The 12,818-nt window shown below is 66.2% G+C and carries 10 protein-coding genes; 5 read left to right on the top strand and 5 right to left on the bottom strand.

The window, feature by feature from the left end; all coding sequences use genetic code 11:
• The first annotated feature begins 64 nt into the window (after positions 1–64).
• Genes GPA27_RS00545 through GPA27_RS00530 form a run of 4 tightly spaced genes read left to right on the top strand, consistent with a single transcriptional unit; the run spans position 65 to position 4,422 of the window.
• On the top strand, positions 65–1,783 hold the full coding sequence (locus tag GPA27_RS00545) for an ABC transporter ATP-binding protein (RefSeq protein WP_169136726.1): 1,719 nt from the start codon (positions 65–67) through the stop codon (positions 1,781–1,783).
• Positions 1,780–2,475 carry a subtilisin-like serine protease QhpE gene (gene qhpE / locus GPA27_RS00540; RefSeq protein WP_169136724.1) on the top strand — a complete coding sequence of 232 codons (696 nt, stop codon included), beginning with the start codon at positions 1,780–1,782 and terminating at the stop codon, positions 2,473–2,475. Before GPA27_RS00545 ends, qhpE begins: the two co-directional genes overlap by 4 nt.
• Positions 2,472–3,374, top strand: a complete 903-nt coding sequence (locus tag GPA27_RS00535; protein ID WP_169136722.1) for a hypothetical protein — start codon at positions 2,472–2,474, stop codon at positions 3,372–3,374. The genes qhpE and GPA27_RS00535 overlap by 4 nt, the downstream gene beginning before the upstream one ends.
• Before the next feature lies 1 nt (position 3,375).
• Positions 3,376–4,422, top strand: a complete 1,047-nt coding sequence (locus tag GPA27_RS00530) for a U32 family peptidase (RefSeq protein WP_169136720.1) — start codon at positions 3,376–3,378, stop codon at positions 4,420–4,422.
• An 873-nt stretch (positions 4,423–5,295) separates the two neighbouring features.
• Here GPA27_RS00530 and cuyB read toward each other — a convergent pair.
• The 3 genes from cuyB to aspA all read right to left on the bottom strand — a co-directional run bounded on the left by cuyB (position 5,296) and on the right by aspA (position 9,679).
• Entirely contained in the window at positions 5,296–6,756 is a 1,461-nt protein-coding gene (gene cuyB / locus GPA27_RS00525) for a cysteate racemase (RefSeq protein WP_169136718.1), read from the bottom strand.
• Positions 6,757–6,879: 123 nt separating this feature from the next.
• A complete protein-coding gene (locus GPA27_RS00520; RefSeq protein ID WP_169136716.1) occupies positions 6,880–8,199 on the bottom strand; it encodes a dicarboxylate/amino acid:cation symporter in 1,320 nt (439 codons plus the stop codon).
• Positions 8,200–8,260: 61 nt separating this feature from the next.
• Positions 8,261–9,679, bottom strand: a complete 1,419-nt coding sequence (aspA, locus tag GPA27_RS00515) for an aspartate ammonia-lyase (RefSeq protein WP_169136714.1) — start codon at positions 9,677–9,679, stop codon at positions 8,261–8,263.
• Between the two features lie 162 nt (positions 9,680–9,841).
• Here aspA and GPA27_RS00510 point away from each other — a divergent pair, with 162 nt between their 5' ends.
• Entirely contained in the window at positions 9,842–10,753 is a 912-nt protein-coding gene (locus GPA27_RS00510; RefSeq protein WP_169136712.1) for a LysR family transcriptional regulator, read from the top strand.
• Positions 10,754–11,236: 483 nt separating this feature from the next.
• On the opposite strand, the gene GPA27_RS00505 is transcribed toward GPA27_RS00510, so the two are convergent.
• Positions 11,237–11,755, bottom strand: coding sequence for a GGDEF domain-containing protein (locus GPA27_RS00505; RefSeq protein WP_246260882.1), 519 nt, complete (start codon positions 11,753–11,755; stop codon positions 11,237–11,239).
• A gap of 91 nt (positions 11,756–11,846) precedes the next feature.
• Positions 11,847–12,671, bottom strand: a complete 825-nt coding sequence (locus tag GPA27_RS00500; protein WP_169136708.1) for a hypothetical protein — start codon at positions 12,669–12,671, stop codon at positions 11,847–11,849.
• Positions 12,672–12,818: the final 147 nt, after the last annotated feature.

The raw sequence follows: 12,818 nt of genomic DNA, 5'->3' as shown, positions 1-12,818 counted from the left end.
CGGCGGTTTGGCTTGGGCATCGCGCGTTCGGATCGTCGGTCCTCCGGGCTCGGGGAATCGAACCATGATCCGTTTCGACGGAAGCCGCCCGAGGCCCGCGCAGGCGCTATCGTGGGCGCTGCCCCTGGTCCGGGAACGCGCCGGATCGGTCGCCACCGTCGTCCTCCTGTCCTGCCTCGGCTCGGCGGCCGCACTGCTGCCGCCCTATCTCACGCAACGCCTCGTGGACGAGGGCATCGTCGGCGGCAAGGTCGAGCTCGTGCTGTGGCTGTGCGCGGCCTTCCTCGTCCTGATGGTCGGAGGCGTGCTCGTCGAGACGCTGTCGCGCCTCACCTATCTGAAACTCTCCGCGCACGTCCTCTTCGGACTGCGCGAGCAGGTCTGGCGTCACCTGCAGACGCTTGCGCCGACGTACTACGCCCGCACACGCGGCGGGGAGATCCTGTCGCGGCTCGACGGCGATGTCGCCGAGGTGCAGCGCTTCGCGCTCGACGCGCCGATGGCGGTGCTCAACGGCGTGTTCTCGCTGATCGTCGCGCTGGTCTTGATGCTCTCCCTGAGCCCGATGCTCACCGCGCTCGTGTTCGCGCTCGTGCCCTTGCAGGTGGCGGCGCTGATCGTCTCGCGTCCGTGGCTCGAAAAGGGCTCGCAGGCGCTGCGCAAGGAAAGCGCCGCGATGTCGAGCTTCTTCGTCGAGTCGCTGCGCGCGATGAAGTTCATCCAGGCCTCGAACGCCGCGCGGCGCCAGGAAGCGGGACTGCGGGCGCATCACGGCGACTATTTCGCCGCGCTGCGCCGCTCGCAGCTCGCCTCGCTCGGCGCCGGCGGCCTGCAGCGCGTCCTGTCGGGCCTCGGCGTGCTGCTGGTGTTCGCGGTCGGCGGATCGCTGGCGGCAGGCGGAGAGCTGTCCGTCGGCGTCGTCGTCGCCTTCATCGCCTACACGACTCGTGCTGCCGGTCCGCTGCAGACGCTCGCAGGCGTGTTCATGGGCTGGCAGCGCGCGAAGGTCAGCCTGCAGCGCATCCATGAGCTCGCCGCCGAGCGGCCGACCGTGGCTTCGCCGGCCCGGCCGGTCCCGCTCGCGCAGCCGGTGCGGGGCGCGCTGCGGCTCGATGCCGTGCGCTTCGGCTATGCAGCCGAGGCAGTGCTCGCCGGCGCGACGCTCGACGTGCCGGCCGGCACCAAGCTCGCCCTCGTCGGTGCGTCCGGCGCCGGAAAATCGACGCTGATCGACCTGCTGCAACGCCACTACGACCCGCAGGCGGGGCGCCTGCTGCTCGACGGCGTGCGCCTTGACCTCCTCGACCTCGTCGAGCTGCGTCGCCAGGTCGTCGTCGTCGACCAGGAGCCGGTGCTGATGCCCGGGACGGTGCGCGACAACCTGCGCTTCGTCGCCCCCGACGCCGAGGAGTCCGCGCTGCTGCGTGCGCTGGACCTCGCCGGCCTCACGAAACTCGCCCACGCCCGCGGCCTCGACCGGCCGGTGGGCGCGATGGCGGCAGCCCTGTCGCGCGGCGAGCGCCTGCGCCTCGCGCTCGCGCGCGCGATCCTGCAGGACCCGGCGGTGCTGATCCTCGACGAGACGACCTCCGGCCTGGACCTGCCGGTCGCGCAGGCGATCATGGGCGCGGTCGATCGCGTCTTCGCCGGGCGCACCCGCATCGTCATCACCCACAACCTCGCATCCGTCGGCGCGGTCGATCGCGTCGTCGAGCTGCGCGACGGCCGCCTCGTCGAGCCCGAGGCGGCCCGGCCCGCCGCACCGCTGTTGAGGGTCGTATGAGCGTGACGGTCGGCATCATCGACGGCGGCTTCACCGGCGTACCCCCGCACGCATTGCATCGGGCGGCGCACTTCATCCCCGCCGCCGACGGAAGCGTCGGTCGCGAGCCCGCCGGCGGTCGCCCGCTGCCGCACGGTGAAGCGGTGGCTGCGTTGGTGCTCGAGGCCGCACCGGCGGCCCGTCTCATCGACGCACGCATCGCGTCGCACCGGCATGCGCCGTCGCCGGCCATGGTCGCCGCGGCGATCGAATGGTGTGCGGACGAGGGCGCACGCATCATCAACCTCAGCCTCGGCCTGCTCGAAGACCGCACGGTGCTGCGCCGGGCCTGCACTCGCGCGCTCGCGCAAGGCGTCGTGCTCGTTGCGGCGGCCCCCGCGCGCGGCACGCCGGTCTTCCCCGCGGCCTATCCCGGCGTGCTCGCCGTCAGCGGCGACGCGCGCTGCGCGCCCGGACAGTGGTCGCTGCTCAATGGCGAGACGTCCGGCGCTGCGGACTGGGGCTGTTCCCCTGCCGGACCGGGGAAGACGGCCGGCGGTGCGAGCATGGCGACGGCGCGCTTCACCGGCATCGTCGCCCGACATTTCATGCAATACCCCGCGGCGGACCCGCAAGGGCTCGCAGCTCACCTCGCCGCCCGCGCCAGCTGGCAGGGGCGGGAACACAAGAGAATCGGGGAGATCGATTCATGACAAGCACAGAGCACACCTCCACCCCCGACAGCGCGACCCGACCGATCGAACTGGGCTTTGCCCTCGTCGACGAACGCGAACTGGCCGCCTTCGCGCGGCATGAGCGCGTCACGCGCGATGACTACCTCGACCAGCTCGGTGAAGCCCGCGACTGCGTCACGCTGCCCGACGATGCCGAGCCCACGCACTTCTTCCTCGGCAGCGAGTTCTGCGAACACCTGCTCCCGAGCGTCGAATCGATCGATCGCGCCGTGGCGCTGTGCGAGCGCTGGGGCCTCACCTTCGGCCTCGTCACGCCGATCGCCTGCGACGGCCTGTTCGACCCGCTGCGCGCCGCGCTCGCGCGCCTGCCGGCGGGCTGCGAAGTCACCATCAACGACTGGGGTGTGGCGCGCCTCGTGCAGCGCGAATTCCCGGCGCTGCGCCCGGTCGCCGGACGCCTCCTCGGCAAGATGCTGAAGGACCCGCGCCTGCCTTCCGCAACCTGGGCGCGCATGTACCCCAACGGCCTGCGCGCGGGCCCCTTCCGCGACATCCTCGACGGGCTGGGCATCGGCCGCCTGGAACTCGACTTCCCGCCCTTTGGCGCCGCCGACATGTACGCCGGCATCGACTTTCCCGTCGGCGTGCGCGCGCCCTACGGCTACATCGCCAAGGGCCGCATCTGCAAGCTCGGCTCGCTGTCGCTCGACACGCCGGAGAAGTTCTCGCCCGGCCACCAGTGCCGCCGCGAATGCCTCGGCTTCAACGAAGTCGGCGCGCGCCCCGGCACCCACGAACTGCACACCTCGCAGCGCGGCAACACCATGTACTACCGCCACGCGCAAGGCATGGCCACGGCGGTTGCCGAGGCCGTGAACAACGGCTGGGTCAGCCGCATCGTCCTGTCGGGAGCCTGACATGAGAATCACCGCCCCCATCAGCGCCCCCGCCGAAGTCGAGCCGCTCGTGCGCGCCGGTGCGCGCGAGCTCTACTGCGGCGTCGTGCCGCCCGACTGGATCCAGCGTTTCAACACCTCCGGCGTCAATCGCCGCGTCTTCGGCAACCTCAACGGCTATGCGGACCTCGAACGCGTCGTCGATAAGGCCACCGCGCTCGACGCCGAAGTCTTCCTCGTCCTCAACGCCCAGCAATACGGCGAACAGCATCTCGACGCCCTCACCGAAATCGGCGCGCGCTTCCGCGGCATCGGCGGCAAGGCCGCCATCGTCGCGGACATCTCGCTGATCGCCTCGCTCGCCGCCAACGTGCCGGATCTCGACATCCACGTCAGCTCCGTCGCCACCTGTCGCAACGTCGAGTCCGCACGCTTCTTCGCTGCGCTCGGCGCCAAACGCATCATCCTGCCGCGCGACGTCACGGTCGCCGAGATCGCCGCGATCACGCAGGCGCTGCCCGAGCTCGACGTCGAAGCCTTCGTCCTCAACGACGGCTGCGTGTTCGAGGAAGGCGCCTGCCACACCGTCCATCTGCCGATGAACAAGGGCGGCCCGATCTGCATCGACAACTATCAGTTCGAGTATCAAGCGACCGGTGGCGACAAGCCGCAGGCGCGTGCGCTGCGCCGCCTGGAGCAGAACGATCTCGATTACAAGCGCTGGCTCTGGTACCGCTTCGGCAACGGCTTCTCGGTCGCGCCGAATTGGTTTCCGTGGGGCCCCTGCGGCCTCTGCGCGATGCCGGCGATGCATGCGGCGGGCGTGCATTCGGTGAAGATCGCCGGTCGCGAGGGCGCGAGCGAACGCAAAATCAAGAGCGTAGAACTCGTCGCCCGCGTGCTGGAGCGCATCGCGGCGGGCGAGGCGGAACACGCCGTGCGCGAGTTCGCCGTCGGCCTGCGCGACTCACCGAGCCACTGCGCCAGCGGCTACATGTGCTACTACCCCGAGGTGAGGAGCCGGCAGGCGACCGGCGATGCCGAAGGTAAGCTCCTCACGGCCGTCTGAAGCGGTCGGCCGGTGGAAAAAAAAGCCCGAGCTCTGGAGAGGGCTCGGGCTTGAATCCACACCAAAGGAGGAGAGGGTGGAGGAGACAGTTGAAATACTAGACGAAATAGGTGCGTAGTTCAATAATAAGCATGTGAGATCTTCTCATGCTGTGATTTACGCGGCAAATGACCGGCATCACCTCGGTCGCGGGTGACGGCGCCACATTGCATGGCTCCCGCAGTCGTGCGGACCCCTTGGATGTCGGACCCGGCGGCCTGCCCGACCGCAGGAATTGCGCACAACGGCGCGAATGACCGACCCCGCAAGCCGTGATCAGTCCTGTCGGCGCCAATCGAACGGCAGAAAAAGAAAAGCCCGGACGTTTGACGGTCCGGGCTAAATCCACACCAAAGGAGGAGGGTGGAGGAGACGGTTCAAATATTAACGACCGGGCTTGTGCGTTGCAATAAATTTGTACGACAAATTTTTTTATCGCGGTATCAGGCGCCCGAATGCACCGTAACGGCGACCATGCTCCCTGTCAGTCAGCGGAGCGAAGGCACGCGGGTGGCGCCGAGTCTGGCGCGCGATGTTCCTGGGGCGGGGCTATTGGCAATCGTGATCCGGCACTGGCTGCCGAACGATCGGGGGCCGGAAAAGAAAAAGCCCGAGCTCGGTTGCGGGCTCGGGCTAAATCCACACCAAAGGAGGAGGGTGGAGGAGACGGTTCAAATACTAGCGAAGCGGATTGTGCGGCGCAATAAATACGCGCTATAAATTTTTCTATGCATTGATCAGCTATTCGTATGGATGGCGGCGAGCTGCTGCGACGAAGCACGTTGATAGCACCAATGAAATGATGCATCGCACTATCGCCACGGCATGGACGGCTCACGCATCGGACTGGCGGCTCAGGCTCACACATTTCCGCGCGAGAATTTCGGTCGGGTCGAGCACGACGACCGTCTTGCCCGCGACAGCGAATGCTTCGTCCTCGTGCAGCAGCAGGGGAAGTTCCGTACAGCCGAGCACGATCACTTCCGCGCCCCGTCGGGCGAGCGACGTGAGCGCGCGCAGCAGGTCCTGGACGCACGCGCCTTCCGTAAAACCGGCCTTGACGCCCGCCGGCCCGTAGATCGCACCCATGACCAGATCCTGGTGCTCGTCGTCCGGGACCAGCAGCTGCAGGCCCGCCCGCATCACCACGTCGTGGTAGACGCCGCTCCGGACCGTCCCGCTGGTCGCCAGCAGGCCGACTACCTTGCGATCCGCGAAGTGCTTGCGGATATGCGCGACCGTCTCGCTCAACATGTTCACCACCGGAATGGACAGGTAGGGCTGGATGCGTTCGACGAAGGCATGCGCCGTGTTGCACGGAATCGCGATGATGTCCGCGTCGGCCGCCTCCAGCTTCTTGCAGGTCGAATACAGCGCAACGGTCGGATCCGGGCCGTCGCCCAGCAGATGTTCGGTGCGGTCGGGGATCTGGGGATTCTGCTCGACCACCAGCTTCACGTGTTCCTGATCCCGTCTCGCAGCGGTGTTGCGCACGATCTTGTCGACGAAATCGACGGTTGCCGCGGGCCCCACGCCGCCGACCACCCCGACCTTGAATTGCCGCGTTCGCGGCATCGCGTCCTGGGACACGGCATAGCGGGCGTAGATCAGGTTCGTATCGAGAACGGGGAAGCCGCAATCGAGCAGGGCGTCGATGACGATCGGAATCTCGGCGAAGCCGGGGAGGATCAGTTCCGCTCCTTGCTCCGTCAGATCGCGGCAGGCCGCGGCCAGACGCTCGGTCGAACCGCCCTGCAGGCAGCCCGCCTTGATCCCGTCTGCCGCGTAGATCGCCGCCATCACGCATTCGCGCTGGACCTCTGCGCGCGGGTAGAGAATTTCCCAGTCAGTGCCCGGAAAGCGGCGCTCGAACAGCGCCTTCGCGCGGACATGGTCGGAGGTCAGGACGCCGAGCCGTCGCACGCCGGCATGCCGCTGCACGACGTGGTGGTACAGCGCGTCCATGATGCTGACGATCGGCAAGCGAATCTCGGATGCCAGCTCGTCCAGGAAGGTGTGACTGAGGAAGCAGGGCAGGACCACGGCGTCGACCTGGCGCGCTTCGAACCGCCTGATCATGTCGAAGACGTAGAGCTTGCGCCCGTTCTGCGACGCCGACCGTTCCCCGGGAATGTCGTCCTCATGAAACGGGTGTTGCTCGAAGAGGAGTTCCGGCTGCTCCTGTCCCTTGCGCCCCGGCAAGGCCTTCACCAGCTTGAAGAAGACATCCGCGGCCCCGAGCGCTCCGAGGCCGCCCACGACGCCCAGGCGCCGCGGCGTGTTCTGGTCCTGCATGATTTACTCCCGACAGATTGCCGAGCCGATCGCGCGTTTCGAACGGCAACCGGCGAGGAACGAGGACATCGCCCCGCAGGCCGTGTCAGGGACCACGGGGCGATGTTTCGAGGGGATGCCCGCTCAGGCCCGCACTGCGCCGGCGACGGTCTCCGGTGTCGCGAGCACCGGTTCCGGAACCGCATCGTCGAGCTCGTCCGCGTCGACTACGGTCGGCCCGAGCTTCCCTTCCCACTTCGCGATCGCGGCGGTCGCGAGGCTGTTGCCGATGACGTTGGTCGCGGTACGGCCCATGTCGAGGAAGACGTCGATGCCCATGATCAGCAGCAGGCCCGCCTCGGGCAGGTTGAACATCGGCAGCGTCGCCGCGACGACCACGAGCGAGGCGCGCGACACGCCAGCCATGCCCTTGCTGCTCACCATCAGCACCAGCAGCATCGACACCTGCGTCATGAAGGACATCTCGATGCCATACACCTGGGCGATGAAGATCATCGCGAAGGCCTGGTACATCATCGAACCGTCGAGATTGAACGCGTAGCCCATTGGCAGCACGAAGCCGGTGACCTCGTCCTTGACGCCGAACTTCTCGAGCTGTTCCATCGTCTTCGGGTAGGCTGCTTCGCTGCTCGCCGTCGAGAAGGCGATCACGGTCGGTTCCTTGACCAGCCCGAGCAGCGTGAACACGCGCCCCTTCAGCACGAAGTAGCCGACACCGATCAACACCAGCCACAGCGAGGCGAGACCCAGGTAGAAGCTGCCGATCAGCGTCGCGTAGGTCGACAGCACCCCCAGACCCTGCACCGTGATCGCGGCGGCGACCGCGGCGAAGACGCCGACCGGGGCGAACAGCATCACGTAGTCGGTGATCCGGATCATCACGTGCACCAGTTCATCGATCGTGCACACCATCGCCTTGCCGGTCTCATCCTTCAGCGAGCTCAACGCGAAACCGAAGAACAGCGAGAACACGACGATCTGCAGCACCGAATTCGTCGCCATCGCATCGAAGACGCTCTTCGGGAACACGTTGACGATGAAATCCTTGAAGTTCAGCGATGCCGTCTTCAGGTTCGTCACGGCACCCGCGTCGGGCAGCGGCAGATTCAGGCTGTGCCCGGGTTGCAGCAGGTTGGCCCACAGCAGCCCGAGCACCAGCGACACGAACGAGGCCGTGACGAACCAGCCCATCGCCTTCAGGCCGATGCGGCCGACCGCCTTGGTGTCGCCGAGGCTCGCGATGCCCGACACCAGCGTCGCGAACACCAGCGGCGCGATGATCATCTTCACCATGCGCAGGAAAATGTCGGCCAGGGCGGAGAAATAACTGGCCGTTTCCTTCGCCGCGGCGGCGTCGACAGCCGTCGTGTTGCACACGTAGCCGACGACGATGCCAAGCACGAGTGAAATGAAGATCCAGGTGGTGAGTTTGTTCAGTTTCAATTTGCGTCTCCTCGACACGAACCCCTTTGGGGTGTTTTGAGTTTTTGCCGTCAGCGTGCCGTCAGCGCAGTGCGACCATCGCGCGGGGTTGCGTCAGCACCTCGGGCTTGAGGATCTGGTCCAGCTGATCCTTCGTCATCAGGCCCTTGTTGAGCACCAGCGCATACACGCTATGGCCGCCGAAGAGCGCCTCCTGGGCGATCTCGGTCGCATTGGCGTAGCCGATGTAGGGATTCAGCGCGGTCACGAGGCCGATCGAGTTCTCGACGCTCTTGCGCAGGAACTCGCGGTTCACGGTGATGCCCGTGACGCAGCGCTCGGCGAGCGTCAGGCAGCCGGCGCGCAGGTGCGTGGCGCTCTTGAACAGGCTGTGGGCGATGATCGGCTCGAAGGCGTTGAGCTGCAGCTGGCCCGCCTCGGCGGCGAAGGAGATCGTGACGTCGTTGCCGATCACCTCGTACGCGATCTGGTTCACCACTTCCGGGATCACCGGATTCACCTTGCCCGGCATGATCGACGAGCCCGCCTGCATCGGCGGCAGGTTGATTTCGCCGAAGCCGGCGCGCGGGCCCGACGACAGCAGGCGCAGGTCGTTGCACACCTTCGAGAGCTTCACCGCCACACGCTTCAATACGCCGGATAACTGCACGAAGCTGCCGCAGTCCTGCGTCGCTTCCACCAGGTTGGGCGCGGTGAGCACGGGAATGCCGGTAATCTCGGCCAAGTGCCGGCACACCAGCGCGGCATAGTCGGGGTGGGCATTGATCCCGGTGCCGATCGCGGTCGCACCGAGGTTGATCTCGCGGATCAGCAGCACCGCTTCCTTGAGGCGATCGATATCCTCGCCGAGCATCACCACGTAGGTCGAAAATTCCTGCCCGACCGTCATCGGCACCGCGTCCTGCAGCTGCGTGCGCCCCATCTTCAGCACGTCGGCGAATTGGACCGCCTTGTCGTGAAACGCCGCGCGCAGCACTTCCATCGCCTCGATCAGGCCGAAGATGCCCACGTAGCCGGCGAGCTTCAGCGCCGTCGGATACACGTCGTTCGTGCTCTGGCTCATGTTGACATGCTCGTTCGGATGCAGGCGCGCATAGTCGCCTTTCCGGTGGCCCAACAGCTCCAGCGCGCGGTTCGCGATCACTTCGTTGGCGTTCATGTTGGTCGAGGTGCCGGCGCCGCCCTGGATCACGTCGACGACGAAGTGCTCGTGCAGCGCACCGGCGCGGATTTCCTCGCAGGCCCGGATGATCACGTCGGCGCGCTCGCGATCGAGCAGCCCGAGTTCGCTGTTGGTCTGCGCGGCGGCCTGCTTGATCGCCGCGAGCGCACGGACGAGTTCCGGGTAGATCGAGATCGGCGTGCCGGTGATCGGGAAATTCTCGACCGCGCGCAGCGTATGGACGCCGTAATAGGAGTCGGCGGGCAGGGAGCGATCTCCGAGAAGGTCGTGTTCGATGCGTTCTGTTGTCTGCGACATGTTTCCTCCGAGGTATGGTGCGACGCATGGATGCTACGGACGCACCCGGGATTGCGTGCCGCGCGATGCAAAAAACGCATAACATCCCCACGGAACCCGAATAGGGGGGCGCAGCGGCAAGTCGCCGCATGTCGCAGGACCGCAACCGCAGGAGCGCGGAACATGCAGATAAAGTGGATCGAGGACTTCCTGACGCTCACCGACGCGCGCGCGTTCTCGCGCGCCGCCGAACGTCGCAACGTCTCCCAGCCCACCTTCAGTCGCCACATCCAGGCGCTGGAGGACTGGCTCGGCGTCGAACTGATCGACCGCCGCGCGCAGGGGGTGCATCTCACCGCCGCCGGGCGGATCTTCCGCGGTTTTGCCGCGGACATCCTGCGGCGCACCTACGACATGCGCACCGTGTTGCGTGGGCAGTCCCCCGGCAACGTCGACACCGTGCGCTTCTCGGTCGCGCACACGCTGTCGCTCACCTTCTTCCCGCGCTGGCTGGGGCAACTCAAGGAAGCGCTGGGCAACGTCGTCGCGCGCGTCGGTGCGGTCAATGTGCCCGAAGGGGCGAGCGCGCTGATCGAAGGGGCGACCGACCTGCTGCTCGTGTATCACCACCCGCAGTTGCCGGTGCTGCTGGACCCCGTCCGGTTCCCGCACGTCGCGCTCGCAACCGACCGCATGCGCCCCTTCTCTGCACCGCGGGAGGACGGCCGGCCGCGCTACAAACTGCCCGGGCGGGCCGAGGCGGTCGTGCCCTTCCTCGCCTATTCGTCAGGCACCTACCTCGGACACGTGGTCGAGATGATCCTGCTCGGTGCGAACGAACGCTGCCACTTCGACCGCTCGTTCGACACCCACATGTCGGAGGCGCTCAAGGCGATGGTGCTCGAAGGGCACGGGCTCGGCTGGCTGCCGGAGAGCTGCATCGGTCGCGAGCTCGCAGAAGGACGTCTGGTGGAGGCCGGCCCCGAGCGGTGGACCTGCCCGCTGGAGGTCCGCCTGCACCGTGCCGCGGACAACAGCAACCCGATGGTGGACAAGATCTGGGCGCTGCTGAACGCGCCGCAGCGAGTGGCCTGAGGAGCCATCCGGACGCAGAAAAGAAAAAGCCCGAGCGGTTGAGGCTCGGGCTTAAATCCACACCAAAGGAGGAGGGTGGAGGAGACGGTTCAAAGCATACGGTACCGTATGTTGCGATGCAATAAGTTTGCCCTTCAAATGTTTTTATTGGTCGATCAGAATCCCATATGAGTCGCAAGTCGGCGCCTGTCCGGGGGAAAGCCGCCGCGGGACGCCGGAAAAGAAAAAGCCCGAGCGCGGTTGCGGGCTCGGGCTAAATCCACACCAAAGGAGGAGGGTGGAGGAGACAGTTCCAACTCTATGGGAAGAGCTTGTGCAACGCAACATCCTCCGCCCCAAAATGTTTTTATATTATGATTACTTGCCTGAATAAGTCCTAAAGATTAGTGTCTTGCGATGATCATGCAATGCATGAGGCATGCTGCATTGCCGTGTCGCAAGGTCGTGCCCAAGCCGAAATCGGGCCTGCTGCGGTGCCGTCCGTCAAGCGATCGAATCGGCGCGAGTCACGCAGTTGCGTCCGCCCGCCTTCGACCGGTAGAGCGCCTGGTCGGCCGCGTGAATGAGCTGGTCGACCGACTCGGTTCCCGTGTCCGCGTAGGCGGACACGCCGATGCTGATCGTGACCTTCAGTCCATCGACCACCAGGTTCTCGACTTCGCAGCGCAGGCGCTCGGCCACGGCCATGCCGCCGTCGAGATTCGTCTGCGGCAGGATGCCGATGAACTCCTCGCCGCCGTAGCGGCACGGCGTGTCGTACTTGCGCAGGCTGTCGCGGAAGGTCCTGGCGACGGCCTGCAGCACGCGATCGCCCTGCTCGTGGCCGTAGGTGTCGTTGAATTTCTTGAAATGGTCGATATCGAACATCAGCACCGCGAAAGGCGCCTTCGTCCGGGCCGAGCGGCTGTGCTCGGTCGTCAGCACGTATTCCATGTGGCGCCGGTTGTACAGGCCGGTCAGGGCGTCGGTGGTCGACAGGCGGCGCAGCTCCTTTGAAATCAATGGAAACACTTCGGCCAGTCTATGACATTGTGGATAGTCGGAAAACCCCCGGATTCCCCCAATGCACCGCCAGCAAAAGGGCGATGTGCAATCAGCGCAGCAGCGATGAGACGAGCGAAAATTCATTCAGCGCGGCCACGACGCGCGCCTGGGATTCCGCACCGCCATTGCCGAGCGAGGCGAGCGTGAGGAGGTCGGTGAGGTTCTGCAGGCCGCTCTGCGAGGCATCGCTGCTGCCGTCGAACAGGCCGAGCGTCAGTTGCAGGGACGAGAACTGTAGCTGCGCCGCGAGCAGCGAGGTCGTGCCGTCGCTCGACGCGGTGAATTCCGACGCCAGCGTGGCGAACGCGTCGGACGCCCGCGCGAGCAGGGAGAAGCTGCCTGCGGGGTCCGCCTCGAAGGCCGCGCGCAGCGCCTCCATGTCGATGCTCAGGCTGCCGCCGCTGCCGGGAAGCAGCCCTGGCCGCAGTTCGATCCCGAGGTCCGACAACTGCGTGAGGGCCGAATCGCCGTTGTCGATAGCCTCGTCGACGCGCGCCTGCAGGTCTGCGGACAAGCGCGCCGCGGGCGCGGAAGCCGGGACGGTGCCGAACAGGAAATTCTGTTCGCCGAGGCTGCCCTGCAGGTTGTTGAAGCTGTCGACAAAATACTGCGTTTCGGCCACGAGACTCCCGAAGTCGGCGCCGAAATTCTGGCCGATACCGCTGCTTGACGATCCCGGGCGCAGTACCGAGAGGCGGTTTTCGAAGTTCGCGACGGCAGACAGGAGCTGACCGAAACTCGACAGATCGACGATCGTCGAAGAGCCTGAGAACAGCGACAGACTACCCGCCGTTGCGGCGAAATTCGTCGAAACGGGACGAAGGGCGCTCGTGCCGAAGAGGCCGAGCGCCGAGGTCAGGGGCAGGATGCTCACGTGGCGGACTCCCGCGCTGCGGCGATCCGCAGTGGATCGCATCCGTTGGAGTGCGCGCGCAGGCCCAAGGTTTCCGGCGAGGGCCCGCACTGGCGGCGAAAGACCGTGTCGTTGGGGTTGCGCCCGATCCCCTCGGGCGCATCCTGC

This window comes from Aromatoleum toluolicum (assembly GCF_012911005.2).
Classification (GTDB): Bacteria; Pseudomonadota; Gammaproteobacteria; order Burkholderiales; family Rhodocyclaceae; genus Aromatoleum; species Aromatoleum toluolicum.
The sequence above is the reverse complement of the archived record's forward strand: the minus strand, read 5'-3'. Positions and strand labels throughout refer to the sequence as shown.

Excerpts from the sequence above, each read along its gene's own strand:
- GPA27_RS00545 (WP_169136726.1), top strand. The coding sequence starts at position 65 with ATGATCCGTTTCGACGGAAGCCGCCCGAGGCCCGCGCAGGCGCTATCG.
- qhpE (WP_169136724.1), top strand. The coding sequence starts at position 1,780 with ATGAGCGTGACGGTCGGCATCATCGACGGCGGCTTCACCGGCGTACCC.
- GPA27_RS00535 (WP_169136722.1), top strand. The coding sequence starts at position 2,472 with ATGACAAGCACAGAGCACACCTCCACCCCCGACAGCGCGACCCGACCG.
- GPA27_RS00530 (WP_169136720.1), top strand. The coding sequence starts at position 3,376 with ATGAGAATCACCGCCCCCATCAGCGCCCCCGCCGAAGTCGAGCCGCTC.
- cuyB (WP_169136718.1), bottom strand. The coding sequence starts at position 6,756 with ATGCAGGACCAGAACACGCCGCGGCGCCTGGGCGTCGTGGGCGGCCTC.
- aspA (WP_169136714.1), bottom strand. The coding sequence starts at position 9,679 with ATGTCGCAGACAACAGAACGCATCGAACACGACCTTCTCGGAGATCGC.
- GPA27_RS00510 (WP_169136712.1), top strand. The coding sequence starts at position 9,842 with ATGCAGATAAAGTGGATCGAGGACTTCCTGACGCTCACCGACGCGCGC.